Annotated in this window: 21 protein-coding genes and 4 pseudogenes; 10 read left to right on the top strand and 15 right to left on the bottom strand. The window is 72.1% G+C overall.

Annotated features, from left to right (window positions below):
• Positions 1-50: 50 nt before the first annotated feature.
• Positions 51-554 (bottom strand): SigE family RNA polymerase sigma factor, encoded by a 504-nt coding sequence (locus ABEB06_RS05670; RefSeq protein WP_345695675.1) that lies wholly within the window; start codon positions 552-554, stop codon positions 51-53.
• A gap of 617 nt (positions 555-1,171) precedes the next feature.
• Here ABEB06_RS05670 and ABEB06_RS05665 point away from each other — a divergent pair.
• Positions 1,172-1,396: pseudogene (locus ABEB06_RS05665) on the top strand (anti-sigma factor domain-containing protein); the annotation flags it as partial.
• Between the two features lie 147 nt (positions 1,397-1,543).
• Here ABEB06_RS05665 and ABEB06_RS05660 read toward each other — a convergent pair.
• A pseudogene (locus ABEB06_RS05660) lies at positions 1,544-1,816 on the bottom strand (STAS domain-containing protein); the annotation flags it as partial.
• 202 nt (positions 1,817-2,018) lie between these two features.
• Here ABEB06_RS05660 and ABEB06_RS05655 point away from each other — a divergent pair.
• Together ABEB06_RS05655 and ABEB06_RS05650 are read left to right on the top strand one after the other, a co-directional pair.
• The gene (locus ABEB06_RS05655) at positions 2,019-2,363 is read left to right on the top strand and encodes a hypothetical protein (RefSeq protein ID WP_345695674.1); all 345 of its coding nucleotides are present in this window, start codon (positions 2,019-2,021) and stop codon (positions 2,361-2,363) included.
• Positions 2,364-2,412: 49 nt separating this feature from the next.
• On the top strand, positions 2,413-3,168 hold the full coding sequence (locus ABEB06_RS05650) for a ZIP family metal transporter (RefSeq protein ID WP_345695673.1): 756 nt from the start codon (positions 2,413-2,415) through the stop codon (positions 3,166-3,168).
• Positions 3,169-3,303: 135 nt separating this feature from the next.
• Here the strand turns inward: ABEB06_RS05650 and ABEB06_RS05645 are convergent, their stop codons facing one another.
• On the bottom strand, positions 3,304-3,456 hold the full coding sequence (locus tag ABEB06_RS05645) for a hypothetical protein (protein WP_345695672.1): 153 nt from the start codon (positions 3,454-3,456) through the stop codon (positions 3,304-3,306).
• Between the two features lie 186 nt (positions 3,457-3,642).
• Here ABEB06_RS05645 and ABEB06_RS05640 point away from each other — a divergent pair.
• Positions 3,643-3,876 (top strand): annotated as a pseudogene (locus tag ABEB06_RS05640) (DUF6766 family protein); the annotation flags it as partial.
• 326 nt (positions 3,877-4,202) lie between these two features.
• On the opposite strand, the gene ABEB06_RS05635 reads toward ABEB06_RS05640, so the two are convergent.
• The 4 genes from ABEB06_RS05635 to ABEB06_RS05620 all read right to left on the bottom strand — a co-directional run bounded on the left by ABEB06_RS05635 (position 4,203) and on the right by ABEB06_RS05620 (position 7,452).
• Positions 4,203-4,859 carry a DUF3618 domain-containing protein gene (locus tag ABEB06_RS05635; RefSeq protein WP_345695671.1) on the bottom strand — a complete coding sequence of 219 codons (657 nt, stop codon included), beginning with the start codon at positions 4,857-4,859 and terminating at the stop codon, positions 4,203-4,205.
• Positions 4,835-5,317, bottom strand: a complete 483-nt coding sequence (locus ABEB06_RS05630; protein ID WP_345695670.1) for a phage holin family protein — start codon at positions 5,315-5,317, stop codon at positions 4,835-4,837. Before ABEB06_RS05630 ends, ABEB06_RS05635 begins: the two co-directional genes overlap by 25 nt.
• Before the next feature lie 3 nt (positions 5,318-5,320).
• Positions 5,321-5,944, bottom strand: coding sequence for a hypothetical protein (locus tag ABEB06_RS05625; RefSeq protein WP_345695669.1), 624 nt, complete (start codon positions 5,942-5,944; stop codon positions 5,321-5,323).
• Between the two features lie 1,112 nt (positions 5,945-7,056).
• Complete coding sequence (locus ABEB06_RS05620) at positions 7,057-7,452, bottom strand: SsgA family sporulation/cell division regulator (protein WP_345695668.1); 396 nt, start codon at positions 7,450-7,452, stop codon at positions 7,057-7,059.
• A gap of 405 nt (positions 7,453-7,857) precedes the next feature.
• On the opposite strand from ABEB06_RS05620, the gene ABEB06_RS05615 reads away from it, so the two are divergent.
• Positions 7,858-8,307 (top strand): SRPBCC family protein, encoded by a 450-nt coding sequence (locus ABEB06_RS05615; protein ID WP_345695667.1) that lies wholly within the window; start codon positions 7,858-7,860, stop codon positions 8,305-8,307.
• Between the two features lie 1,487 nt (positions 8,308-9,794).
• Positions 9,795-11,123, top strand: coding sequence for a PP2C family protein-serine/threonine phosphatase (locus ABEB06_RS05610; protein WP_345695666.1), 1,329 nt, complete (start codon positions 9,795-9,797; stop codon positions 11,121-11,123).
• On the opposite strand, the gene ABEB06_RS05605 is transcribed toward ABEB06_RS05610, so the two are convergent.
• A complete protein-coding gene (locus ABEB06_RS05605) occupies positions 11,113-11,238 on the bottom strand; it encodes a hypothetical protein (protein WP_345695665.1) in 126 nt (41 codons plus the stop codon). The genes ABEB06_RS05610 and ABEB06_RS05605 overlap by 11 nt on opposite strands.
• A 180-nt stretch (positions 11,239-11,418) precedes the next feature.
• Here ABEB06_RS05605 and ABEB06_RS05600 point away from each other — a divergent pair, with 180 nt between their 5' ends.
• A complete protein-coding gene (locus tag ABEB06_RS05600) occupies positions 11,419-12,681 on the top strand; it encodes a lycopene cyclase family protein (RefSeq protein ID WP_345695664.1) in 1,263 nt (420 codons plus the stop codon).
• A 53-nt stretch (positions 12,682-12,734) separates the two neighbouring features.
• Positions 12,735-14,234: an FAD-dependent oxidoreductase gene (locus ABEB06_RS05595; RefSeq protein WP_345695663.1), complete on the top strand. Its 1,500-nt coding sequence runs from the start codon at positions 12,735-12,737 to the stop codon at positions 14,232-14,234.
• A 29-nt stretch (positions 14,235-14,263) separates the two neighbouring features.
• On the opposite strand, the gene ABEB06_RS05590 is transcribed toward ABEB06_RS05595, so the two are convergent.
• The 5 genes from ABEB06_RS05590 to ABEB06_RS05570 form a co-directional block, all read right to left on the bottom strand.
• Entirely contained in the window at positions 14,264-15,274 is a 1,011-nt protein-coding gene (locus ABEB06_RS05590; protein ID WP_345695662.1) for a DUF5914 domain-containing protein, read from the bottom strand.
• Positions 15,271-16,281 (bottom strand): phytoene/squalene synthase family protein, encoded by a 1,011-nt coding sequence (locus tag ABEB06_RS05585; RefSeq protein ID WP_345695661.1) that lies wholly within the window; start codon positions 16,279-16,281, stop codon positions 15,271-15,273. Before ABEB06_RS05585 ends, ABEB06_RS05590 begins: the two co-directional genes overlap by 4 nt.
• 1 nt (position 16,282) lies before the next feature.
• Complete coding sequence (locus ABEB06_RS05580; RefSeq protein WP_345695660.1) at positions 16,283-17,878, bottom strand: phytoene desaturase; 1,596 nt, start codon at positions 17,876-17,878, stop codon at positions 16,283-16,285.
• Entirely contained in the window at positions 17,875-18,945 is a 1,071-nt protein-coding gene (locus ABEB06_RS05575; protein WP_345695659.1) for a polyprenyl synthetase family protein, read from the bottom strand. The genes ABEB06_RS05580 and ABEB06_RS05575 overlap by 4 nt, the downstream gene beginning before the upstream one ends.
• A 1,952-nt stretch (positions 18,946-20,897) precedes the next feature.
• Positions 20,898-22,019, bottom strand: a complete 1,122-nt coding sequence (locus ABEB06_RS05570) for an ankyrin repeat domain-containing protein (protein ID WP_345695658.1) — start codon at positions 22,017-22,019, stop codon at positions 20,898-20,900.
• A gap of 306 nt (positions 22,020-22,325) precedes the next feature.
• On the opposite strand from ABEB06_RS05570, the pseudogene ABEB06_RS05565 reads away from it, so the two are divergent.
• Positions 22,326-23,360 (top strand): annotated as a pseudogene (locus ABEB06_RS05565) (IS701 family transposase); the annotation flags it as partial.
• Positions 23,361-23,966: 606 nt separating this feature from the next.
• Here ABEB06_RS05565 and ABEB06_RS05560 read toward each other — a convergent pair.
• A complete protein-coding gene (locus tag ABEB06_RS05560) occupies positions 23,967-25,136 on the bottom strand; it encodes an AI-2E family transporter (protein WP_345695657.1) in 1,170 nt (389 codons plus the stop codon).
• A 272-nt stretch (positions 25,137-25,408) separates the two neighbouring features.
• Positions 25,409-25,675: a CsbD family protein gene (locus tag ABEB06_RS05555; RefSeq protein ID WP_345695656.1), complete on the bottom strand. Its 267-nt coding sequence runs from the start codon at positions 25,673-25,675 to the stop codon at positions 25,409-25,411.
• A 143-nt stretch (positions 25,676-25,818) separates the two neighbouring features.
• Between ABEB06_RS05555 and ABEB06_RS05550 the strand changes: the two genes are divergently transcribed.
• The gene (locus ABEB06_RS05550) at positions 25,819-25,989 is read left to right on the top strand and encodes a hydrophobic protein (protein WP_345695655.1); all 171 of its coding nucleotides are present in this window, start codon (positions 25,819-25,821) and stop codon (positions 25,987-25,989) included.
• Positions 25,990-26,392: the final 403 nt, after the last annotated feature.

Genomic DNA, 26,392 nt, shown 5'->3' with positions numbered 1-26,392 from the left:
TCCATCCCTTCGACGGGCGCCGCACGGCTGCCCGGCCGTCCACCGGGCGCTCACGCGGGCAGGTACGGGCTCGACTCGCCCAGCTGCTCGCGGAGCCTGGCCAGGGCGCGCGAGCACTGGCTCTTGACGGTCCCGGTGCTGCAGCCGAGCAGGTCGGCGACCGTCTCCACGCTCAGGTCCTCCCAGTACCGCAGGACGACCATCGCCCGGGCCCGGACCGGCAGTTCCGCCAGCGCGTTCAGCAGCGTCACCCGCAGGTCGCTGTCCTCCCCCGGGGAAATTTCGGGCGGCGACGCCAGCATCCCGAGCCGCCGGGCCACTGCCAGCCGGCGCTGCTCCCCGAGGAACGTCCGGGTCAGCACCGTCCGGGCGTAGGCGTCGAGGTTCTCCATCTGTGACGCCCGCCACCAGTGCGCGAACAGCTTTGCCATCGTCGTCTGGGCGAGGTCCTCGGCCCGGTGCCGGTCCCCGCACAGCAGGTACGCCGTCCGGTAGAGCCGCCGTTCGCAGCCCGCCGCGTACGCCTCGAAGCTCAACTGGTCCTGTCCGCGCATCCGCGCTTCCGCCCCTCCCGCCGCCCGCCCCTGTCACCCCTTCTCAATGCGCGAGCCCACCGGAAGGTTGAGTCCCCGACGAAGGAAAGTTCACAACGAGGCACCGCCCGCAACGGAGGAGCGCCCGCCCGGCCGAGCTCGGCGACCCTTCACCCGCTGGTCCGTCCGGAAATGCTGCCTGCCTCCGTCGGATCCATGACCGGGCGATCCGCATCGGGTGTGAGCCTCGTCCCCGACGATGACGGTCGCTGTTTCCGATCGGCAGGCTCGTGGCGCAGGTCCCTGGGGTGATCTCGCGCCAGGGCGGGGACGAGGGAACGGCAGGCCTCGGCCGTCCAGTGCGGGAGGGGTGGACGTGACAGCCAGACGCGTCGTAGGTGTCGCGGTGGCGGCGGCCGTGGTGGGCGTCATCGCAGTTCTGTTCGTCCTCGCGGTCCACCACCACTGGGCTGTGGGCAGCCGCCCTGCTCATACTCTGCGTGATCCCCGCGCCGCTCGTCTGCCTCGCCATCGCCTTCGAATGGGGCGAGGGCGGCAACGACTCCGGCTCCGGCGGCGGCGTAGGACTCGGCGGCTTCTGACAGGAAGCCACCCCTCCTGGCCGGGCTTTCGAGCTCGCGACCGGTCGTGAAATGCCCGCGCTCAAGACCGGTACCACCTACGATCTGTGGTTCAACGACGGAGGCACGATGCGCCCCGCCGGCCTGATGCCGGCCACCAGCGGAACAACGCTGCTGGCCGGTCCCGTGCACGGCGCGATCGGCATCGGCGTGACCGTCGAACCGGACGGCGGATCCGCCCAGCCCACCGGAGCGCCGGTGGTGCTGCTCCCCTTCGCCTGAGCGACGGGCGCTCTCCCCGGGCTGCCCGTCGCACAATGGCCCGGCAGCCGACTACTGCCTACGACGTCCTGCCCGTCAGAGTCCCCGCCCGTCCCGTCAAGCCTTGCGCCCCCGTCCGGGTGCCCAATGCGGGTCCTTGTCGGGGTGTCAGCTGTGGGGGAGCGCGGCGGGGACGTCCGGCTGGACGGCGAGGGCCTGGTCGGCGCCGGTGATCTGCAGGGTCCGGGCGACGGAGTGGGAGAGGCGGGCCAGGCGCAGCGCGGTCCCGGTGCGAGCGCCTTCGCGGCGGGCGACGAGCAGGGCGTTGAGGCCGGCGGAGTCCGTGGAGTTCACGTCGTGGAGGTCCACCAGCACACTCGGCGGGGTCGGACGAGTGTCGAGAGCCCGGTCGAGGGCGGCGCGGAGGACGTGTGCCCGGTCGAAGTCGGGTGGGGCCCTTGCACTCCAGGACGAGGTCGGCCGGGCTGACGCGGGCGATGACGACGAAGTCCTGCCCGAACTCGGGACCGTGTTCTGCGGCGGTGGCGATCGGCGGCCAGAACCGGTGGCCCGGTGGAGATGCGAAGGGCGATCGAGTGCTTGTCGCCGAGCCCGAACAGCAGATCAGAGACGGGAAAGGGAGTTGATCCCCGCCGACCGGGAGCCGGCCCGCCAAGCCGCAGTCGATCTCGCCGCAGCCGTCGGCCCGGCCGAAGCCCGGTACGCCCTGGAGCCGATCGCTCGCCTGGAGGGCCCGCGCGAAGCCCTCGCGGTCCTCGCCCTCGCGCTGGCGCGCGTCCACGGCCGCCCCGCGTGGCTGCTCGCAGCCGCAAGCACCGCTCTGTCGCCCGTCCTGCACCCGCGTGCACTCCCCGCTGACAACGGCTACGCCTTCGGCACCGTCGAGCCCCGTCCGGAGCAGTACGCCGAAGCCGAGGACGCCGTGCGCCTCCTCCAGAACCTCCTGACCCGGCTCACCGGCCTCTGATGCGCCCTCTGCTCTGCGTGCCGGTGATCGCCGGGGGTAGTCGTCGTTCATGACAGGTGTGGTGGAAGCAGGGCTGTGGGGACTGGTGGCGGGCGGTGCGCTGCTGGTCGGCGCGGCGGTGGGGTACGGGGTTCGGGTGCCGCAGTGGGTGATCGCGTCGGTGATGGCCTTCGGAGCGGGCGTGCTGCTGTCGGCGGTGTCGTTCGAGTTGCTGGGCGAGGCCTACGACGAGGCCGGGTTGGCCCCTGCTGCGGTGGGGGCACTGTGCGGCGCGCTCGCGTACACCGCGGGCAACGTCGTGCTCGCTCGGCGTGGGGCGAGGCACCGCAAGCGGTCCGGGCACGGCCGCTCGCAGCCCTCGGAGAGCGAGCAGCAGGGATCGGGCACCGCGCTCGCGCTCGGCGCGCTGCTGGACGGCGTGCCGGAATCCGCGGTGATCGGCGTCAGCCTGCTCGAAGGCGGGGCGGTCAGCACGGTGACGGTGGCGGCCGTCTTCCTCAGCAACATCCCCGAAGGGCTCTCCAGCGCGGCCGGCATGCACGCCGCCGGGCGCAGCAGGCGGTACGTGTTCACGGTGTGGGGCGCGATCACGGCGATCAGCGGGCTGGCGGCGGTGGCCGGCTACCAGCTGCTCGGTGGTGCTCCGGCAGCTGTCGTGGCGGGGGTGACGGCGGTGGCGGCCGGTGCGATCCTCGCGATGATCGCCGACACGATGATCCCCGAAGCGTTCGAGGACGCCCACCTCGCGATCGGCCTGATCGTGGTCAGCGGATTCCTGCTGTCCTTCGCCCTCTCCCACGCCTGACCCGTGCCGCGGCAGTTCCGGCCTCGACGATGGAAGAACCGGCGGTCTCACCCCGCTCCGGATGCCGCGGCTGTGGGCCCGCCACACGCGGTGGCGGGCCCACAGCGCTGTCTGCAAAAGCCCGTGCTGGGCCGATCAGGTAGGCAGAAGGCCGTTGCGCTCGTCGTGACCCTCGGCGCCGCTCTCGTCAAACCAGTGGTCGCCGTGCGCGAGATACCGAAAGGCCGGCCGCTGTTCGTGAAGAAGCGCCGCGGTGACCGCGCGGCTGCCGTCCCTGCGCTCAGCCATCGGGTGGGCACCAGGCCGCCTATCGTTGAAGCCACCCAGCACACTCACCTCCCCCGCAGGGTGATCCGGAAGACGCCCCCCAATGCGACGTGAAGGGGGACTGACCGTGCGAGCCCTGTTCGGCCTGTGCATTGTCGTGGTCGTCGGCGGCCTCGCATACTTCGCCACGATCGGCCTGATGCAGCGATGAGCGTCGCCGGCCGCTTCCTGCGGGACGACTCACTCACCCTCGTCTTCGGCACGGCGTTCCTGCTGGCGCTCGTCGGCCGGGCCGCGGCCCGGCCGACCCTCAACAACCGGCGGGTCGCCGCCGGCCTGCAGCCCCTCGGCCTCGATGGGTATCTGACGAGCTCCCAGTTCGCCGTCGACGTGACCGGGAACCGGCAGTCGGAGTGCCCGCAGTTCCTCCTCCACATCTTCGGCACCGTCTGGCTGCTCAAGCGCGGTTCGCCGGAGGCGAAGGAGCTGGACAGAGCCGGCGCCGGAGGGACCCTTCCCTCTGTACTCGCGTTTGCTCGGCGTGGTGATGGTCCGCCTACAACGCGGAAATGCCGGCCGACCCTGGCCCCGGTCGCGCCGGGTGCCATCGAGCGCGTCCCGCTCCGTGCGACCGCGCTCGCCCCCAGCCCAGGCGCAACCCGGCGGTCTGTCCAGGGCGGGGCCCGACCCCTTGACGGTTCACACCCGTCCCCGGCCCCCCGGGGGGCCGGGACGTCGACCCCCGCCCCCCGGGGGGCCGTCCGATGTCAGGGGTGGGCCTGGCGGATCTCCGCCGCGGTTTCCTGGCCGGTCTCCTTTAGCTCTTCCGCGGTACGCCGACCGGCGTCCTGCGCGGCGCCCTTGGTCGTGTCGGCGGCCTCCTGGGCGGTGGACTTCACCGCCTCCAGGGCGTCCGCAGCGGGCTCCCGCAGCTCATTCCGGACCTCCCGGACGGCGTCCACGGCGGCTTCCTTCACCGGCTCCAGCACCTCCTGGTGCTCCCGGAGCATCGCCCCGGCCCGCTGCTCGGGCCTGCTGGTGGGGATCAGGGCGGCAGCGAGCAGGCCCGCGCCGAACGCCATGATGCCGGCACCCAGCGGGCTTCCCTGCGTCTGCCGGCGCAGCTTCGCGGGGGTCTGCTGGATGGCGCCGCCGATCTGGCCGGCCGTGTCCTTCGCGGTGTCGGTGAGGTGCCCGGCCGTGTCGCCGACGGCGGCGGCCGCGTGCTGGGCGGAGGCGTTCGTGTCGTGTGCGGTGCCCATGACTCGCTCCTTGATTCCGGTCATCTTCTGGCGTGCGGCGTCGGCCTGGCGGTGGGCCACTCGGCTGGGGGTGATCCGGTCAGCGAGGCGGTCGACGTTGTGTGCCAGGTGGGCGCGTCGGGCTTCGACCTCGCCCCTCAGCTCGTCGGGTGTCGCACCCATGCGGCGTCCTCCTTCAAGGTCTCGATGGTCTGTTCGGGCTTGAGGCGGACGTCCTTGAGCCGACTGCGGCCTGCGCGGTAGAGCACGGCTCCCGCCACGGCCCACAGCGCTGTGACGATCAAGGCTGCCCAGGCGAGGTTCATCGCGTTGCCGAGCGCGAAGACCAGGGTCAGGCTGGCCAGGACGAGTACGAGGTGTCCGGCGTAGCCGGCACCGGCGAGCATGCCGGACGCCTTCGCGGCTTTGTTCGCCTCCTGCTTGATCTCCGCCTTCGCCAGGTCGATCTCGTCCCGCACCAGCTGGCTGAGGTCACTGGTGATCTCGCCGATCAGGTCGCCGAGCGAATCACCCTCGCTCTGCCGCCCCGGGGGCGGCGTCGAACGGTCGGCGGCCGGGGGCGCGGGGTCCGGTGTGACCGGCGCGCCCGAAGCGGCCTGTTCCGAGTAGGAGAGGGCCATCGTTCAGACCCCCTGCGCGGGAGGCTGCCGGCGGCCGTACAGCGCGTCCTGCGCCGAGGCAGCGGGCGCGTGCGGAGGCCGCGAGGCCGCGTAGACCCCGTCGTCCAAGGCCGCCCCATGACCCGGGCCGGACGGCCCGGACGCCACCGGAGGCGGTACCGGTGCGGGAGCTGCCGCAGGGACGGGCGGCGGGTACGCGCGTTCCCCGCCCGGGGGCCGCTGCTCGGTCCTGTCCGCGTTCTCCGCCGACGCGGCACCCTTGGCCGTGCGGCCCACCGCGAATCCGGCGAGCGCGGCGCCCGCGAGGAAGAGACCGGGCCGGCGGCGAGCGAAACCCTGCACGTCCTCCAACAGGCCGTCCGGACCGCGCCGCTCCAAGTGGTCGGCCATCCGCCGGCCGCCGTCCGCGAGCTGCGCCACGGCCGCCGTCGCCGTGGAGTCCGGCTTCCCGTGGTCGGCCATGTCCCGCAGCTCGTGGGCCAGCCGCCGCACGTTCTCCGCCAGCCGGCCCGTCTGCTCGTGCGCCTGCCGCTGAACCTGCTCCCGGGCCTCGGCCAACAGGTCCCGGGCCTGCGCGCCGACCTCACCGGCCACCTGCGCCGCCTGCTCCTTCACCGTGTCCGCCACGTCACCAGCCTGGTCGGCCACCGTCTGCGCGCCTTCAGCAGCCTTCTCCTGCACGCTGTGGACGACGGACCCCGCCGTCCCTCGGTCATTCTCCTGGTTCGAACCCGTGGGGCTCCCGTACTCGCTCAAGGCTCCTCCTCGCTCCACCTGGGTCAGATCGACCTCCCGACCCCGCCTGCCCTCCTTTGCTCGTCCTAAGCCGACTCAAGCGCTGAACTCCTGGCACACCCGGTCCCGCTTCCGGCCGGTCACCTCGGGAGCCGAGCTGTAGCCGCTCGGCATGATCCGGTCCAAGCACGCGAGCGCCCGCGAACGCGGCGTCGCCCCTGCGAAGGCCCACTTCCGCCGCCGCAGCCGTCCCCGCGACCGAGAAAGTCGGCGACCACAACCCCGGCTGCTGGCTGCGCACTTGGCGCAAGGTCCAGGAGGTCCTCAGGGCCTGGACGTCGAGCTGGGCGCGCTGGATCCGCTGTGGCGCCCGGGCCCGGACTGGAACCGCTCGTACCGGCGCATGCTCGCCCACCTCGCCGCAGCCAGGCGCCCTCACCGGTCCGGCGAACCGCACCGGCCGCACGGACGATCCGACGCTCCGGCCGGGCGCCTGGCGGCGCAGGCTCCGGGCAGTAACAGCACGAGACCCGCCGGTGCAGATGAGGGTGCGGAGAGGCTTGCGAAGGCGGCGAAGTGGTCGGCCTTGCGTCCGTACCGGCGGTGCGCTCGCCGGAAGGCACCGAAGCGGCCCCGGTGCGCTCGACCATCCACCGGCGTCGGCCGAGACGCTGGGCGGATTCGAGGCGTCGGCGAGACGGGCGGGCCGAGTGTCTGTCCGTTCCGTGTGCCCGCGTCCGGGTCGGGGTGGACACGGGTGGGCGGGCCCGCGCATCGGCGCGGGCCCGCCCGGGGCCGTGCTCCGCAACTCCCGACCACCAGCGGCCGCGGCCCCCGGTCCGGGCGGGCATTCCTTCGGCGCCCGTCGCGCTTCCGGCACCTCGCACGCCCCGCGGAACCGGATGAATGCGGGCGTCGGTTTCGCCGACATCACCACCGAGGAGCAGCGCCCTGCCCGGCTGCGCCCGGCTGGTAGGGGTCGTCGGCCAGCGGCTCGGGGTGGTTCAGGTGGTCAGGAATCCGGCGATGGCGGCATCCCAGTCGACGTGGTGTTCTTCGTCGCCGAGCGGGACCAGGAGCAGGGTGTCGGTGAGGAACCGGGCGAGGGGTTCGGTCGCGGTGTGCAGCAGGGCGATGCCCTCCTGGCCGCTGAGGGTGATCATGGTTTCGCCGATGCGGGCGGGGGCGATGTGGACGTCGCCGTCGCCGACCGGTCGCTCCAGGCCGGCCAGCAGCAGATCGCGGGAGAGCAGCCACCTGGTTTCGCCGGCGGCGTCCTCGAAGACCATCGTCACCGCGTAGGGGTCGTCGGTGCGATACCGGCAGGTGGTGGGCACGTACCAGTACCGGCCGGGTCCGGCGGTCAGCCGGAGCGGCAACTGGGTGATGGCTTCCTGCATCGAGGTGTTCTCCCGGACGGTCGCAGAGCGGGCAGTGTGTGCCGAGCTCGTCTGCCCGCAAACGGGCAGTCAACTCTCCTCCTACCGGGTGAACTTCACGGTCGAAAACCCTCCCTCCGGGGGGCGCGAACCGGGATGTCCCAATTGCCGGATCCGGGACCCGAATCTTTTCGACCGCACGGTCCGTACAGCCTTGCGACGCCCTCGTGCCTGGCAGGCGGCCCACCGGGCGGGCCGCCTGGTCCGGAGGCTGCCGCGGCAGCCTTGTGGCAAGCGTGTTCACCCGCGTGGTGCAGCCGCTTCAAGCGGCCCGCGGGATGGGGAACGGACCTGTGTCAGGTCCTGTCGATGGGGCAGGAGACGCGGGGTCCGATGAATTCCGAAGCGATGAGGAGTGGGTTCGGCATGAGCAGGGTGCAGGAGACGATCGACGTCGACGTGCCGGTCAGCACCGCCTACAACCAGTGGACGCAGTTCGAGGAGTTCCCGTTGTTCATGGAGGGGGTGGAGGAGATCACGCAGATCGACGACCGGCACAACCACTGGAGGACGAGGATCGCCGGGGTCTCCCGGGAGTTCGACACCGAGATCGTCGACCAGGTCCCGGACGACCACGTCAGCTGGCGCACCACCGGCGGAGAGGTGCAGCAGACCGGCATGGTGTCCTTCCAGCCGCTGGACACCGGCCGCACCCGGATCGTCATGATCATGGACTTCCAGCCGGAGGGGATGGCGGAGAAGGCCGCGGACATGACGAACGTGCTCGACCGGCAGGTGAAGGGCGACCTCAAGCGGTTCAAGCACTTCATCGAGGAACGCGGCACCGAGACCGGCGGCTACCGCGACCGCCTCTGACCCCGCGGCACCCGCGGATCCGCCGGGGCGGGCCCTCGACCCCTGTGTCGGGGCCCGCCCCGAGGCGTCCCCTCATCCGCCTCCTGCGCCCGGTCGTGGCGATAGGAGCGCACACCGGCCGTCGGCGGCGGGCCCGGCCGACTCGCTGCACCGCCGTGAACGGTCAGTGACGCCACGCGGCGCGCCCGGAACGCCGGCCCGGCCGGGCCGGGCTGTGCCGGGTGGCGGACTTCGATCCGCCTGCTTCCGCGCTGCGACGGTCTGGACGCGATGGCGGGTCAGGGGGGAGTGTCGCGTTCCCAGCGCATTCGTTCGGGATCTTCCGGGTGGCGTCGGTAGACGGAGAATCCGCCCGGGTAGGCGCAGCCGTCGCCGGCTTCCAGTGCGATGCCTCGTGCCAGTTCCGCCGGGGTGAAGGGGCTCACGTCGAGGTGCAGGCCGTCGAGGGGGCCTGCGAGAAGTTCGAGCCGGTCGGTCGCGGGCTCCGGCCACAAGTCCGGTTCCCAGCCCGGTCCGAGGGGTAAGCCGCTCAGTGTGGGCCAGGAGGGTCGTATGGGTTCGCCGTTGCCGGGTGTGTCCGACACTCTGCACCGTCCTCGGGTCCGTCGTTGTGGGACGCGCCGATGGGGTGCCGATCGCCGTCCTCGTCGACGCGCTGCAGATATCAGCGCCGAAGGCGTCCGAGGTGTCACTGGGACGGAAGCGGATTGTTCAGTGCAGGCGGGCGACTTGGTGGCGCCGGGCTCGGGTGGTCGGGACGGTCCCTGCGGGTGCGTCGGTCCACGCCCGCGCCGGCGAGAGTGAAGTGCTACGTCCCGGGCGCGGGTACCGCACGGGAGCGGTGGTTTGTCCTTGAGGCACCGTCAAGGGGGCTGGAGAGCCGGGGGACCGGTGCTACCGATGGGTCGGCGCTCCGGGTTGCCCGTCCGGTTTCCGCCGGCTGCGGGCCGGATGTCAGCGGGCGTCCTGTTACCGCTTCGGCCCCTTGCGGGGCGGCTTCCCGTCCTTCTCGCCTTTCTTCCCGCTGTCGGTGTGGGATGTGTCCGCCTGGCCGACCTGCGGGTCGGGTCCGGGCTGTGCCGCGTTCTGCGGGACGGGGTCGGAGGGCGCCGTGCCGCGTGAGGTCCACCCGGTCGGTGCGCTGCGGCTGTCGGTGCACTCGCCCGCTCCGACGGCAGCGCCCTGCACGACGGACGGCGCCGTTCACCGCGCCGAGTCGGCCCTGGGACCCGCCGCCACCCCGCAGCGCCCGCGCTGGCCGGCCGGTGGTGCGGGTGCGACCTGCTGGTCGTGCCGGACGGGGAGCAAGGCGCCGACCGTGCCCGACGGGTTGGTGCGGTGGATGGTCCGGACGGGTGGTCCGCCGCGTTTGGGCCCGGACGGCCACGAACCGGGCCGGTTGTTCGGGGCAGGGTGGTGAAGGCAGCCGCAGTAGGCACGGGCCTGGGACCCGGATACGGGTGTGGCCGGACAGAAGGGGTGAGGCCGTGGAGCAGCCGGAGCAGGGCGGGGAACAGCGCACCGACGTTGCCAGGGTCTCGATGCCGGGACTGGGCGAGGACGATCTGGACCGTATCCAAGCCGGACTGCGTCAGATCGCGCGCACGCACGGCCGGATGCAGGAGCTGCTGGCCGCCGTCCTGGCCGTCTCCCGCGAGCTGGACCTGGACGCGGTGCTGCACATCATCACCGACACCGCCCGCCAACTGGTCGGCGCCCGCTACGCGGCTCTCGGCGTCCTCGACGAGGACGGCGCGTTCACGCAGCTGGTCACCGCCGGAGAGGGCGCGCAGGCGTTCGCCGCCCTCGGCGACCGGATGCCGCACGGCGAGGGCATCCTCGGCGACCTGGTACGCCATCCGGCCCCGCTACGCGTCGACGACCTGGGCACGCACCCCCACGCCCAGGGCTTCCCCGAAGGCCACCCGCCCATGACCACCCTGCTGGGCGTGCCGGTCCTGGTGCGCGAACGCGTCTACGGCAACCTCTACCTCGCCGACAAGACGGACGGCACCTCCTTCACCGACGTCGACCAGGACATCGTCACCGCCCTGGCGGGCGCGGCCGGCGTGGCGATCGAAAACGCCCGCCTGTACCAGCAACTGCGCCGGGCGACCGAGGACTTCCAGCGCCGCCTGCTGCCCGCCATGCCCACCGTCGAAGGCCTGGAACTGCACGTCCGCTACCAGCCGGCCACCCAGGCTCCCAGGATCGGCGGCGACTGGTACGACCTCGTCCGCCTGGCCGATCGCGTCCCGTGCCTGGTGATCGGCGACGTGATGGGCCACGGCATCGAGGCGGCCGCACTGATGAGCCAGATCAGCAACATGCTCCGCGTGATCGCCTACGACGAACAGGAGCCGCCCAGCCGCATCCTGCGCCGTCTGGACGAGGTGCTGCACGAACTGCACGACGCCCCGATGGCCACCGTCACCGTCGCCCGCCTCGAACCCCACCCGGGCGGCGGCCGGCTGCTGCGCTGGGCCAGTGCCGGCCACCTACCGCCGCTCGTGGCCGTCCCCGGTGGCAGGGCGTTCTACCTGCCGACCGATGCGGGTCCGCCGCTCGGCGTGGAGCCCGAGCTGCACCGCACCGACCACGAGGAGCACCTGCCGGTCGGTGCCACCGTGGTCCTGCACACCGACGGCCTGGTCGAACGCCGCGACCACCCGATCGACCACACCATGGCCCACCTCGCCCGCACCGCAGCCGCCCGCACCGCAGATCCGCTACCCGACCTGTGCGACGCGCTGCTCGGCGAGCAACAGGTGCTGCCCGACGACGTCGCCCTGCTCGCCGTCCGCGTCACCGCTTGAGGGCGAGCTCGCCACCACTCGCCGCCTCGACGTCCTCTGGGCCCTCGTACGCGACCGGCGCACCTTCACCGCCGACAGACCCCAGCGCGATCTCGTAGCGGCGTGACGCGATCACCCCGCATCACCGAGCCAGGGCATCAGGGCGACGTGCGCCCGACTCGACCGGAAGGCTGTTTTCGCGGTGTGCCGTGGCCCGGTAGCGCGTGTCGGCGCTCTTCGTGTGGAAGCCTGGCCGCTGCGCCGTAGCGGATCCGTGCACCGCGTTCCGACGCTCGCGCCGACAGGAGGTGATGCAGTGACGGCCGCACTCCCCGTCGCGAAGCCCTCTGTCGTCGTCATCGGTGCCGGGGCCGCCGGTCTCAGCCTGGCGCACTGGTTGACCGGCCGTGGGAATGCCTCCGGCACCCCCGTCGAGGTGACCGTGGTCGAGGCCGCGGACGAGCGGGTCCGGTCGGCCGCGCGGACCTGGTGTTTCTGGGACGACTGGCCGGGGGAGTACGAAGAGGCGGTGGCCGCCCAGTGGAGCCGGCTGCGCGTCACGGGGCCGGACGGCGAGGTCGTCGGCATCGCGACGGATCCACTGCGCTACCGGATGGTGCGCTCCGAGGCCCTGGAGGCATTGCTCCACGAGCGGTTGGTCGCCCGGTCCGGTGTGCGTCTGCTGAGGGCCACCGTCGAGGAGGTCTTCCCCGAGCCGGACGGCAGTCGTGGCGCTCGCGTGGTGGCCCGGGATGCTGCCGGGCGTACCGTGACGCTCAGCGGCCGGTACGTGTTCGACTCCCGTCCCGCCACTCGACTTCCCCCGGCCCGGACCACCCTCCTCCAGCATTTTCGAGGGTGGTTCGTCCGTACTGATCGCCCTCGCTTCGACCCGCAGTGTGCGCACCTGATGGACTTCAGGGTTCCCCAGCCCCGGCGCGGCCTTGCCTTCGGCTACGTGCTGCCCCTGGACGTCGACCGGGCGCTTGTCGAGTTCACGGAGTTCTCCCGGAGGCCCTTGACGGCATCGGGGTACGAGGACGCGCTCGACCACTACACGCGACGCGTCCTCGGCCTCGGGGGCTTCCGCGTCGAGGACGTCGAACAGGGAGTCATCCCCATGACGGACGGACGCTTCGTCCGCCGTGTCAGCCGCGACCATTACCGGATCGGTGCTGCCGGTGGTGCCACGCGGCCGTCCACGGGCTACACCTTCGCCGCGATCCAACGGCAGAGCAGGGACATCGCCTCGGCGTTGGGGCGCGGGCAGGACCACGACCTGGTGGCGGCAGCATACGGACGGCGGGCCTTGGCCATGGACGCCGTGCTGCTGCGGGCACTCGACACGGGCCGCATCGACGGACCGCGGTTCTTCACCGAGTTGTTCCGCCGCACGCCGGGGGACCTGCTGCTGCGCTTCCTCGACGGCCGGACCACGGTAGCCGAGGACGTGCGTATCGGTCTGCGCTGCCCCGTCGGGCCGATGTTGCGCTGCGCCGCCGAACTCCCTTTCGTGCGGCGCCGATCAGCAGGCCGAGTCGCACGCAGCGGGTCGGCCGAGCGGTCGGCTGACAGGTGAGCCCGGCATCGAGGCGGACCCGCCACGGCCGCGACCGCCGGGCCGAGGTCGTCATGCCGCCTGCGGGGCGTCCGCGCTTCGTCGCCGGGAACCGGCCTCGGGTCGCCGTGGTCGGCGGCGGGATCGCCGGCCTCGCAGCCGCGACCGCGCTCGCCGAGCGTGGCGCGCAGGTGACCCTCTACGAGCGCGAAGCGGAACTCGGCGGGCGTCTCGCCGGGTGGTCCACACGGCTGGCCGACGGCTCCGAAGTGACCATGAGCCGGGGCTTCCACGCGTTCTTCCGCCAGTACTACAACCTGCGCGGGCTGCTTCGGCGGACCGACCCGGACCTGGCCCGTCTGGAAGGCCTGCCCGACTACCCCCTGCTCCGCCGCGGCGGGCTGACCGACAGCTTCGCCCGTGTGCCGCGCACCCCACCACTGAGCGCGGCCGCCTTCGTCGCCCTCAGCCCGACGTTCGCCTGGCGCGACCTCGCCGCCATCGACGCGACCGCAGCCCTGCCCATGCTCGATGTGCGGATCCCCGAGGTCTACCGGCGCTACGACGGCATCAGCGCGGATGCGTTCCTCGAGACCATCCGCTTCCCCGAGGCCGCCCGCCATCTCGCGTTCGAAGTCTTCACCCGCAGCTTCTTCACGCATCCGCGCGACCTGTCGGCCGCGGAACTGCTGCTGATGTTCCACATCTACTTCCTCGGCTCGTCCGAAGGCCTCCTGTTCGACGTCCCCACCGAGCCCTTCCCGCAAGCCCTGTGGCAGCCGCTGGCCCACTACCTGTGCGGCCTGGGCGTCCACCTGCGCACGGGCGCACCGGTCGAATCGGTCAGGCCGATGCCGAGCGGCGAGGTCGAGGTGGTGACCCGGGCGGCGGAGAGCCGGCGCTACCACGCGCTCGTCCTCGCCCTGGACACCGCCGGACTGCGCCAAGTCGTGCAGGCGTCGTCCCACCTGGGCGATCCAGCCTGGCGCGCCGGCATCGCCGCGCTGCGCAGCGCTCCGCCGTTCCTGGTCTCGCGCCTGTGGCTGAACCGGCCGGTGGCCTCCGACCGTCCCGGGTTCCTCGGGACCAGTGGGTACGACGGACTGGACAACATCAGCGTCCTCGATCGCTGGGAGGGGGAGGCGGCGCGTTGGGCGTCCCGTTCCGGCGGATCGGTGATCGAGCTCCACGCCTACGCCGTCGACGAGCACGCCGACCGGCGGGAGGTGCAGGAGCGGATCGCCGGGCAGCTGCACCACATCTACCCGGAGACGCGGGACGCCCGCATCGTCGACGTGCGTCACGAGTGGCGCCAGGACTGCCCGGTCTTCCCCGTCGGGGGGCACTCCCGCAGACCCGGAGTGCTGACCCCGCACCCGACGGTGGTCCTGGCGGGTGACCTCGTCCGCACCGACCTGCCGGTTGCCCTGATGGAGCGTGCCGCGACCACCGGCTTCCAGGCCGCGAACGCGCTGTTGGCCCGCTGGGGCGTCAGCGGCCAGACGCTCTGGACGGTTCCGCGCGCCGGCCGCTCCCGCCTCCTGCGCACCCTCGCCCGCATGAGGTGTCGCTGACTTGCTGCCACCCGTGGATCGGGCAGCGGTCAGCCGGGGAACCGGCCGGTGCTGCGCAGGTCCCAGCGCCGTTCGGCGTAGTCGAGGTCGTCCCGCCACAGCCGTCCGGCCGCACGGCGCATCAGGGGCCGCAGAGCCGGCGCGAGTGACCGGGCGAGGGCGAAGCCGCGGCTGCGGGAGGTGGCGACGACCGCCTCCACGACGGCCGTCCGCGGTGCGGACGAGGCGGGTGCGGTGATCGGCGTGGCATGGGTCTCCACGACCGAGCCCGCCCCTTCGCCTTCGGTGATGCGCATGAGCACACTCCGGGGCCCGGGTGCGGTGAACACCGCCCTCACCGGCACCACGCACCGGCCGGCCACCCGGAAGGACACGTCGACGACGAACCGGTCCTCCCCACCGGCCCCGTCGGGCGTCTCGAGGACCGTCAGGTCCGTGAACGAGTAGGGGTGGAACCACGCGCCGTGCCAGGGATCGAGGCGATTCGCGATGATGTCCTGCGGCTCGCATCGGCCCACGGCGGTGAACACCGCCGCCACCGACTGCGCCGCTGCCGGTCGCACCGGTACCGCAGGTCGCTCGGTGGCCTCCTCGCCGCCGGCCGCGTCCAGCCGCACCCAGACGAGAGTCCCGTCGTCGTGGACCGGAAACGGCTCCCAGCCCGCCCTGGGCCGGCCGTCGAGTGCCAGCCCGTGCCAGTGGCACACCAGGGACCCGCACACCACTCGGCTCTCGCCCAGGGGTGCGCCCAGGTGAGGGCACACGCCCGGCCCGGCACGCAGCGCACCCCGGGCGTCCCGCCAGAGCACCACCTCCATGCCGGCGACCAGCCGCCCGCACGGGCGGCCGTCGACCGCGACGTCCTTCGCCGCACCGACGACGAACCAGTTTCCGGATGCGCGGGCAGCGGCCCGCTGGAGCGCGGACGCGATCAGCGCGGGCTTGGCCTCCCGCCAGGACGGCCTCTGCTCTGCCCACCCCTGCGCCGGGCGCAGCCGCAGGGGGGAGCCGAAGCGCCGGCGGCCGCTCGGGGCGCTCACCGCGGAGCCTCCTGTTCCGCCGACGGACACGCGGCCGATCGGTGCGTGCGGATCCCCTGTCCGGCGCTCCCCGAACTCCCGGGGATCCGGGTTGCCAGGACCTGCGCCAGGCCGGTGGCCGCGAAGACGGCCCTGCGGTGCCGGGGGACGACCGAGCGCCGGTGCAGTACCGCGTAGCCGTCTCGGGCCACGGCGTCGAGGATCGCGTGGTAGAGCCGGAAGGCGGCCCGGATGCACGGCCGCACGCGCGGTTCGAGCATGGCGATTCCCGGCTCCGCCGTCCGGTACTCCCTCTGCGCAAGTTCCACCGCGTCCTGCAGCGCGGCCCTGATCCGCGGATCGTCGCGGCCGGTGCGCCGGCTCCACTCGAGCAGGGGCGTGCTCACGCCGTGCGCGTCCAGGAGATCGCCCGGCAGGTAGATCCGTCCGCGGTCGAGGTCCTCGCCCACATCGCGAACGAAATTGGTCAGCTGGAAGGCGTGTCCGAGGGCTGCCGCACGAGGGGCGGCCTCGGCCCTGTCGGTGACGGTTCCCAGGACCGGGAGCATCTGCAGGCCGATCACGGCGGCCGAGCCGTGCATGTAGCCGAGGAGGTCGGCGTACGTCGGGTAGCCGGTGACCGTCAGGTCGGCGCGCATGGAAGCCATGAAGTCGCTGAACAACGCCGGTTCGATGGCGTACCGCTCGGCTGTGTCGGCGACCGCCCGCACCACCGGCTCCGAGCAGTGGCGGCCGCGCAGCCCCGCCGCGAGGTCCTCTTCCAGCAGGGTCAGCAACCGGTCGCGCCGGGCCGGAGCCTCCCGACGGGCGAGATCGTCGACGATGTCGTCCGCCCAGCGGGCGAAGCCGTACAGGGCGTGCACCGCGCAGCGGCGTTCCACCGGCAGCAGGCGGGTGGCCAGGAAGTAGCTGCGTCCGTGCCTGGCGTTCAGGGCCCGGCACCTCTCGTACGCGGACCGCAGCCGGGGGTCCGTGATGCCGGCTGCGTCCAGTTCACGCACGGACATGTCAGGCCCCCCTGGCGGGGGTAGGTGCGACGGCCACCTGATCCGGCCCGGACGGGGCCTGGGGCGCGGCCGCGCCCTGCACGGCCTGTCGCGCACGGCCGCGCCTGGAACCGGTCCGGCCCGCTGCTCCGGTGATCCGGGCCGCGGCGAGTTTCCCGCTGATCAGGACGGTCGGAACACCGACTCCGGGGGTGGTCCCGCAGCCGGCCAGTACCGCATTGTCCACCCCCCGTACCCGATTGCGGGGCCGGAACGGGCCGGTCTGGGCCAAGGTGTGGGCGGCGGAGAACGGCGTGCCGGCCGCATGCCCCGCGGCGGTCCAGTCCGCCGGGGTGATCAGGCGTTCCTCCCGGACGGAGCCGGCGATACCGGTCAGCCCCCGCCGTTCGAGGGTGTCGAGCAGATGGTCGCGGTACCCGGGGGCGATGTCCCCCCACGCCGCGGCATCCGGCCCGATCGCGGTGTTGGGAACCGGCGCGAGGACGTAGTGCGTGTGCCCGTCCTCGGGGGCGAGCGACGGATCGGTTCCCGTCGGGCGGGTCACCAGCAGCGACGGATCGGTCATCAGGTCCCCTGTCCGGGTGAGCTCGTCGAAGGTCCGCTCCCACGCCCGGCCGAAGGACAACGTGTGGTGGGCCAGCTCCGGCCAGGTGCGGTCGGTTCCCAGGTGGAGCACGACGGCCGACGGAGAGAACCTCAGCGGTGCCGGTCGCCGCGGTGAGCCGCCGAGCAAGCGGTAGGTGGCAGGAAGATCGGGCGTCAGCACCACCGCGTCGCACGCGATGCGTTCGTGATCGGTCACCACCGCGATGATCCGGCTCCCCGACCGCTCCAGGCCCGTGACGCCACAGCCGAACCTGAAGTCGGCGCCCGCCTCCGCGGCGACGCGCGCCATCGCCCGAGGAAGGGCGTGCATGCCGCCGCGCGGGAACCACACCCCGGCCACGGTGTCCATGTAGGCGATCACGGCGTACGCGGCCAGGGCACGGGCGGGCGCGACGCCGGCGTACAACGACTGGAAGGAGAAGACGCGGCGCAGCCGCTCGTCGCGAACGTAGCGGCCGATCCGCGCATCCAGTCGGCCGAACCCGCCGAGCGCCGCCAGCCGCGCCAGGTCCGGACTCACCAACTGCCAGGGGGAGTCGAAGTTGACGTCGATGAAACGGCTCATCTGGGCCCGGTAGAGGCTCGTCAGCCACCGGCGGAGCTCCCGGTAGCCGGCTGCTTCGCGGGCGCCCGCGAACCGCTCGACCTCGGCCTCCATCGCCCGCGCGTCGGTGTGCACGTCCAACGTCGAGCCGTCGGCGAACCGGGCACGGTACGCCGGGTGCAGCGGCAGCAGGTCGACGTGCTCCCGCAGGGAGGTGCCGACGGCCTCGAAGGCCTCGTCGGCGAGCTCGGGCATGGTCAGCACCGTCGGGCCGGTGTCGAACACGTAGCCGCCGAGGTCCAGGCGTCCGGCTCTGCCGCCCGGCCCGGAGCCCCGTTCCACGACGGTGACCCGGCGCCCGGCCCCGAGCAGGTGGCACGCCGCCGACAGCCCGGCCAGGCCCGCTCCGACAACCACGACATGGTCCGCAGAACCGGTACCGCTCATGAGCACTCCTCAGTGGTGCGATGGTCACCGGCCAGTCCCGACGTCGCCCTCAGCAGGGCGCCCAGGCGCCGGCCGGCCTCGACGTCCAACCGGGCATCACGCAGATGAGCGATGCTTCGCCGGGCGAGGACCTCGACCCGTTCCTGCACCGCAGCCCTGGCACCCGTGGTCTCCATCGCCGTCCTGACCCGCGCGAGGCCGGCTTCGTCCAAGCCGGAGTCGCCCAGGGAATCCCGAAGGACGCCGAGGGCGGCGGTGTCGCCCCCGGCGGCCGCGCGAGCGCGGGCCACGGCCGCGAGGTAGGTGAGCTTCCCCGCCCTGATGTCGTCACCGCAGGGCTTCCCCGTGTCCTTGGGATCGCCGAAGACGCCCTCCACGTCGTCCTTGAGCTGAAAAGCGACACCCGCGCAGCGCCCGGCCCGGCGCAGGGCGCGTACCTGCTCCGGCCCCGCGCCGGCCAGCACGGCGCCGAGGTGGAGCGGCCGCTCCACCGAGTACAGAGCGCTCTTGAGCAGGGCGATCCGCAGAGCCCGTCCCGGGGTGTGTTCCCCGGTGACCTCGGCGCGGACGTCGAGATACTGCCCGGCCACCATCTCCAGGCGCAGGTCCGACCAGATGCCGGCCACCTGTTCTCGAAGCAAGGGCGGCAGCTCGCACCGGGCGGCCGCCGCGAGATCGTCCGCCCAGGCCAGGGCGAGATCGCCCGCCAGGATGCCCGCAGACACCCCGAGCGCCGCCGCGCGGGCACGGCCTGCCAACGGCGCGTACTGATGCGTGACGGCCTCGTGCAGGGCCCGTCGGCCACGGCGCATGTCGCACCTGTCCATCACGTCGTCGTGGACGAGCGCGCACGTCTGCAGAAGTTCCAGCGCACCGGCAGTCGTGAGCGCTGCACGGGCCGGAACCCACTCGGGCGCGCATCCGCGCATGGCCCACCACAGGAACTGGGAGCGCATCCGCTTGCCGCCGTTGCGGGTGAACGCGTCGACCCGGCGGGCGACATCCGCCGCGAACGTCCGGTCCGCGAGTGCCGCACGCTTGCCCCACCCGTCGAGGTGATCGCTCAACAGACGTCCTACAGCCCCGGAGACGTCGGCATCCACGTCGCGTAACTCGCCCGCGCCGACCGCCGGGAGTCGCCCGTCCCCCAACGAGCGGTCATGGTCACCCGCAGGCGCCGGACGAGAGGACTGTGGATTCGGACCGTCCTCCGCGATCGACCGAACCGCCGAGAAACCCGTGCACGTCCTGTTCATGCTCCCCTTTCGAAGTTTCGGATCGCCGCTCGACCGGGGTCACAGCCATGGTTGGGCGACAGCGCGTCAACCCTTTCCCGATTCCACCTGTCTATCATTCATCCTCGAGCGCGACTCATCCGTGCGCATCGCCGTCAGCGCGTCGCACGGCCGCACGCAGGAAGGCTTTCACCGGTGGTGCAGAACCCCGCTCCGACACCGTCTGCGAATATCGGCGCCCTTGACGCCGTACGGCGCGTCCACGCGATCGGCCCCCTCCGCAACCCGGCGCCCACCTGTCGGGGAACCCGGCCCGTCCCGCCCCACAACGGTGATGACGAAGGCTCGGCCGTGCGATTTTCCTCGGCTTCGTACTCCTGGCAGGAAGTCGTCATCCGGGGCTCGACCTCTCGATCCGGCCGGATTCGGCGCGGGGTATCGGCGCGGCCCGGGCGCACCATGGGGCGGGAATGCGGATCGCCGTCGCCTCGGCTCCGGGTGGCGGCACCTGCGGTCATGGCGCGTGGCGCGCACTCGCGCGGCCCTTTGGCGCTGTCCTGGTCCGACGCCCGGAGGGCATCGGCTGGTCATGGACTTCCACAGTGTTGATCAACAGGATCGCCACCTCGGTCGAGGTGCTGCTGATGCACGATCACCCGACGGGCCTCTCCCGTGGGCGCCTGCACGGTCGGCGCCGGTGATTGATTCCCAGGCCGACCGCTCCCTCGGCGGGAGTTCAACCGCACCGTATTCCCGCTGCCGCCTCAGTCGGTTCGCCCCACCTGCGGTCAACCGTCGCAGGGACGCGCGGCGGGCCCGGGACTCCCGTGCGCATCCGTAACTGGAAACGCCATCCGACACGCGGGGCCCGCGATTCAGTCAGGCTCACACTTGTCCGGTTCACCGGCAGTGGCGCGGGAATCCGGATGTTTCGCCTGCCCCGAAGAAACGCTGCAGAAATGCTGCAAGTCGACCGACGACTTTCGGCCCGACAATAATCACCGTCGATCGAAGCGAACACAGGACTTCATCAAACCTGCGGCATTCGAAGGTGCGGGACGATGTGCGACCGGGACGGAGCGGGCACGTCTGCCGCATGAACCGGACCGGCAGCCGACAGAACGCGGCGCAGGGGAGTGACACATGACGTCCGGAACAGGGTCTGTACGGTGACCGGCGTATCTCCCGGTCTAAGGAAGAGCACCTGATGAGCGACGTGATCGCCTCGGTCGAGGCGGTTGGAGAGGCCCGTCCCGTCGAGCTGGCGGCGGACCTGCTGGACGACCTGCTGGTCGACCGGGCCCGCACGGGCGGGCTCACCACCTCGACGAGGTCCGCGGCCGACCGGACGCCGCTCCGGCCGTGGGAGCATCACCGGTCGTGGGCCACCGTACGCAGCATTCCCGTAGCAGCACGGGCGATCGGCCCCCTTAGTACTCCAGTGCGACTTCGCGATCTTGTGTTGGTCGCATGTGGCCGAGGGCTTCGTTGGTGGGTTCGGGGATCGAGGTTCGTGAGCGTCGGGGCCGGGCGCCAAGCCGCATCGTGTACCGGATGGGCGGAGCAGAGCCGGCCCGGATGACCACAGTCGGCACACGATGGGATGCAGAGGCGAGCGTTCGCTACTCGGTCGCGGCTGGCGCTTCCCGCTCCCTCTGGCGCTCCTCGTACCGTGAGGGCGCGCGGAGTATCCAGGACCACGACTCGTACTCGTCGACGGGTCCCACCCGCTCGGCGCCCTCGATGCAGCGCGGATCGTCCCGCTCGGCCAGTCCGTAGACGGCCTAGATCCGGGTCTGCTGGTTCTCGTCATCGAGCAGACCGGCCAGAGTGTCTCCGATGACGGGTTCCGGATTCAGGCTGTAAGCGAGCCCGTAGCCGGCGACGTGGCGTACGGAGGAGTCGGTGTCCCGGGCCAGTGCAAGCAGGGCATTCAGCCCCTCGGAGGTGAACGTCTTCCGCCCAGACCTCTCCGAGTTCACGACGCTCAGGGTCGAGGGCACTCGGGCACGTACCCGCGAGGCAGGGTGGGCAAGGTAGGAGAGCCCCAGCGGCTCGATCCTCGGGTCCTCATGGTGGCTCAGGCCGGCCAGGGTCTCGGCCAGGACGTCCGGGTGTCCCTCTTCCTGTGCCCAGGAGAGGAGGAGCTCGAGCGTGCACTGTTCGAACGGACTCGGGACGTCCGTCAGCTCAGCCTCGAGGTTGAGGCAGACCAGGACCTCCACGCCGAAGCGGCGATGCAGGGGATCGGGATGGTCCCGCAGTGCCGCCGCGGCCTCCCAGGTCTCGTCGTCCTGCCTGCGGGCAACGGTGTGGACGATCTCCGACCAGACGGCGTGTTCATAGTCCGGGTAGTCGAGTGCGCACGCGCGGGCCGCCAATTCGTCAATGCCCAGGTGTAGTCCGAAGTGCTTCTCGAGGAGAGTGAGGATCCCTGTGTGGCCGTCGCGGACAGTCAGTCCGCCGAGCCGGAGCTCGTGGTACTCGGTGGTCCATTCCCTGTCCCGGATGCGAACCCGCTCGACCACATCCGAGGTGCCGGTCCGCTCCCGGAGCATGGCGACCGAGCCCTTCTCGTGCCACCGCCGGGCGTGTGCCAGCAGTTCCGCGCGGGTGGCCTCGCTGGTCAGCGCCGCGTCACCGAGCAGGGAGAAGACGAGACCGATGGAACCGCTGTCGATGCCCTGCAAGAGGGGCGTGGTCCCGTCGGGCAGCTGGCGGTCTGTATCCGCGCCGCCCTTCACCAGATAGCTGGCGATCGTCGAGTTGAACGCTGAGATGGCCAGGCAGAGTGCGGGGGTGCCCCGCTCGTCGAAGACGTCGGGGTCCGCCCCGTCCTCGAGCAGTATCCTGACCGCGTTCTCGTCCCCGTTCCGCACTGCTGTGACGAGTGGATCCTCGCCCATCCCCAACCCCTTGTTGCACTCGATCGCCACGCAGCCGCAGGCCGGGAGAGGCATCGTCGGTCGAGTCCGTGACGCCGTCCCCGGGCCGGAGCCATGGGCTGAATATCTGAGTGTCGGGCCGCTGACGGCATGTCGCATCAGCGGTCGATCCCGAGCCTCGTCCTACGCGGATCCCAACGGCTGAAGCAGCCTGCCGCATCCAGTGGATCTGTAGCGGCCACCGCGTGATCATCAAGGATTGTGTGGACTCCTGAAGATCGTGCTGTGGCCGCGGACCACAGCATAGATGCCGCCCGTTGGCGTGCCATGTTCGACCAGGCCATGGCCCGGATCGCAGGCCGGTTCAAGCGGGTGGAGCCGCGAGCGACGGCCCGCGCCTTCGTGCTCGCCCTGTTGTCCGGCGTCGAGCAGAAGAACTGCTGGCGGCTGGCCGAGCAGGCCGGTCACGCCCGCCCCGGGCCAATGCAGCGGCTGCTGCGAAGCACCCGCTGGGACGCCGATGCGGTCCGCGACGACATCCGCGCCTACGTGCTCGAGCACCTCGGTGCCGAGGACGGCGTCCTGATCGTGGACGAGACCGGCTTCCTGAAGAAGGGAACCACCTCGGCCGGCGTGCAGCGTCAATACACCGGCACCGCAGGCCGGGTCGAGAACACTCAAGTCGGCGTCTTCCTCGCCTACGCCTCCAGCAGAGGACGGGCGTTGATCGACCGTCGGCTCTACCTGCCCGACGCCTCGTGGTGCCAGGACACCGAGCGCCGAATCCGCGCCGGCGTGCCCGACCAGGTGGAGTTCGCGACCAAGCCCACGCTGGCCGGACAGATGATCACGGCAGCACTGGACGGCGGGATCGACGTCTCCTGGGTGACCGGCGACGAGGCATACGGCCAAGACCCCGGCCTGCGCGCCCTGTTGGAGTCCCGTGGCATCGGCTACGTGCTGGCCGTCGCCTGCAGCACACGGGTGCAGATCAACCACGGGCGAACCACTGCCCGCGCGGACGCCGTCGCCGACCGCCTGCCCGCCTCGGCCTGGCACCGGCAGAGCGCCGGAGCCGGAGCGAAGGGGCCGCGCTACTACGACTGGGCCTGGATCGAGACCGGCACCGACGGCCATCGACACCTGCTGATCCGCCGCAACCCGCACAGCGGCGAACTCGCCTACTACCTGTGCTGTTCCCCGAGGCGAGTGCCGCTGTCCGAGCTGGTCAAGGTGGCCGGGACCAGGTGGTGCTTCCAGGCCGCGAAAGGCCAGGTGGGACTGGACCACTACCAGGTCCGCCACTGGACGGCCTGGCACCGGCACATCACCCTGGCCCTGCTCGCGCTGGCCTTCCTGGCCTTCCTGGTCTTCCTGGCCGTCCTCGCCGCCGACGCGACACCGGCCAGGACCGCCGATCCGAACCGACCCGCTCGCAGCACCTACCCGATCGACCTGACCGTCCCGGAGATACGTCACCTGCTCGGCGCCCTGCTGATCCCGGCGAACACCTCCCCGCGCAGGCTGCTGCACTGGTCGAACTGGCGCAGACACCACCAGGCCACCGCCCGCCGCAGCCACTACCAACGACGACTCGCCGCCCCCTCAACCGGATAGATCACGAATTCGCACTGGAGTATTAGGCGCCCACCATCCGATCAGGGGTTCCCGCCCCGCACCGCACCCGACCGGGCGCGGTGCGGGGCGGGCTGAGGCCAAGCGTGGTGATGCTGGTCGACGATGTGGCTCCAGGCGTGGTGGCGGCTGGAAGAAGGGGACTCTCCTTACTGGCCCGGCCGGCGGGTGCACCGGCGTCGCCCGACACCACTGGTGAGGACGAGAGCGCACCTGCCGCGCAGACCGTCCGGCTGGGCTCCGCTCATCACCCCCGAACAAGGGGCTGAGCTGATCGAGCTGCTGACGGCCGCGAGTCGGCCGCGGCCAGCGCCGCCGGGGGCCGCCGGCCGGTCAGCGGCGGTCGAGGTGGGGGAAGACGAACTCGTCCAGCAGCAGGCCGAGGGCGACCGCGGCCGGGACGGCGACCAGTGCGCCGACGATGCCCAGCAGCGCGCCGCCGATCAGAACGGCCACGATGGTGACGAAGGGATGGACGTCGACGGCGAACTTCATCGTCCGCGGCATGATCAGGTAGTCCTCCAGCAGCCGGAAGCCGATGTAGAAGCCGGCCGTGGCCAGGGCCACCGGCCAGGAGACTGCGAGGGCGACCAGGCTGACGACGATGCCGCCGATGGTGGAGCCGACGATCGGCACGAGGTCCATCAGGGCCACGAACACGCCGAGGGCGGCGGCGTACGGCACGCCGACCGCGGCGCACCACACGGCGGTGGCGAGGCCGGCGATCGCGGAGGTGACCAGGTTGCCGAGCATGTAGCGGCCGGTGCGGCTGAGGATCTCCTCGGTGATCTCGCGGGCCCGGCCGCGGCGGCTGCCCTTCACGAACCGGTAGCAGAACTCCTTGATGTCGGGCATCCCGGCCATCAGGTACAGGGTCACGGTGGCGACCACGGTGACCGAGGTGACGGTGTCGAGCAGCAGGCGACCGGCGCCCAGCACACCGCCCATCAGGCCGGGGCCCGCGCTGCCGCCGAGGGCGTTCTTGGCCTGTTCGGCGAGGTGGAAGCGGTCCTCGATCCGGCCGAGCGCCGAGTGGTGGTCGTGGACCTGGTCCAGCCAGAGCGGGATGCGCCGGGCCAGCACGCCGGCTTCCTGACCCACCGGGGGGACGACCAGCAGCAGGAAGCCCGCGATCAGGAGCAGGAAGACGCCGAGCACGACGGCAACCGCCCAGCCGCGCCGCAGCCGGCGCCGGCACAGCGCGGCGACGATCGGCTCCAGGCTCACCGCGAGGAAGACGGAGAGCAGCAGCAGGGTCAGGAACTCTTCCAGGCGCAGCAGTTGGCGGAAGAGGAACCAGCCGGTGAGCGCGCCGAGCGCCAGCCGCAGGCCGGTGGAGAACCCGGGCAGCCGGGTGGGGGAGGAGCGCCGGCCGGGTGCCGCGGACGGCGGGGGGTCGGCCGCGGGCGCGGTCGGGGCAGCGTCAGGGGGCACGAGCAGCCGTCGGCGGATTCCGTCAGCGGCGCCGGTGGTGACGACGCGCAGTCCCGGTGGCATCTTCATGGTCGTAGGTCCGTTCCGCTCGCGGGCCTGTGGGCACCCTCCGGTTGCCCCGTCGCACCGAGTCGAAGCGTCCCCGGGACGCTCCGTGCGCGGGCGGTCGGCCGCGCCGGGGCGGCGGGTGGTGGTGGAATGCGGGGGCGTGGCGCGGGTGGGGCAGTGCGTGGACGCGGCACGGCCCCGGGCACGTCCCGGGTGAGGGTGTTCGGGTGTCCGGGGCCTGCTCGGTCGGGTGTCGCTGTCACCGGCCGAACCGCCGGGGCGGAGCTGGGGGATCACGCCGGGCGGCGCCGGTGTCCGCTGTCGTCTGCGGCGCAGCGGGGCCCAGGGGTGCGGGGCCCAGGGGTGCAGGGCCCGGGGGTGCGTGGCTCGGCTCCCGGAGGCGTCCTGACGTTCTCCTTGGCCTGCGTGAGGTCGCTCTCGGTCTGCCGGGCCCTGCCCTCTGCCTTCGAGCACTGGTTGCCGACGGCCTGGCCGACGTTCTTCTTGTCGGTGCCTTTCAGCTTGTCGCCGGTGTTCTCGACGTCGTCGGCCGTGCTCATCGCGCCCTCCCGGATCCGTTCACGCCGCCGGCGACCGTCGTGCTTCCGGCACCTCGCATGCCCCGCGGAACCGGATGAATACGAAGGAATATTCGCCCGGACCGGGGGCAGGCGGCGCTGCAACATCGACTCAGGAGGTCATCGTGGTTCCCCTTCTTCTCGTCCTGCTGCTTGCTCTGCTCCTGTTCGGCGCCGGGTTCGCGATCAAGGCCCTGTGGTGGGTGGCGCTCATCGTGCTGGTGGTGTGGCTGGTGGGCTTCGCCGCCCGCGGCACCAACGCCACCGGGGGCCGTGGCCGCTGGTACCGCTGGTAGCCGGGAGCCGCGGAGTACGGCCCCGGGCGGGCCCGCGCCGATGCGCGGGCCCGCCCACCCTTGTCCGCCCCGACCCGGGCGCGGGCACACGGAACAGGCAGGTGCGGATGGTGCGCGCGTCCTGCGCTCCGCGTCCCGAGCTAGCGCGACCTCCGGGCCCCACCCCCCCACTGCCGCACTGCCCCGTCGCGAGGCCTCTGACAGCCACGGCTTGCCGCCACCGCCGGCACCGGGCCGAGCGCGCCCCGGCTGCACCGAGACAGCCCACGGCCCATGTCTCGGTGGCACGAACGAGATCACCGCACTGCGGCTGTTCAGCCTCCGAAGCGGGGGAAGCGAGCGGCGTTGCCGGGCTCCGCGAGGGGCGGCGCAGATCGCGCCGTGCCCGGACCAGGGGGCCGAG

The organism is Kitasatospora terrestris (assembly GCF_039542905.1).
GTDB lineage: Bacteria > Actinomycetota > Actinomycetes > Streptomycetales > Streptomycetaceae > Kitasatospora > Kitasatospora terrestris.
This window is presented reverse-complemented; position numbering and strand designations above follow the sequence as displayed.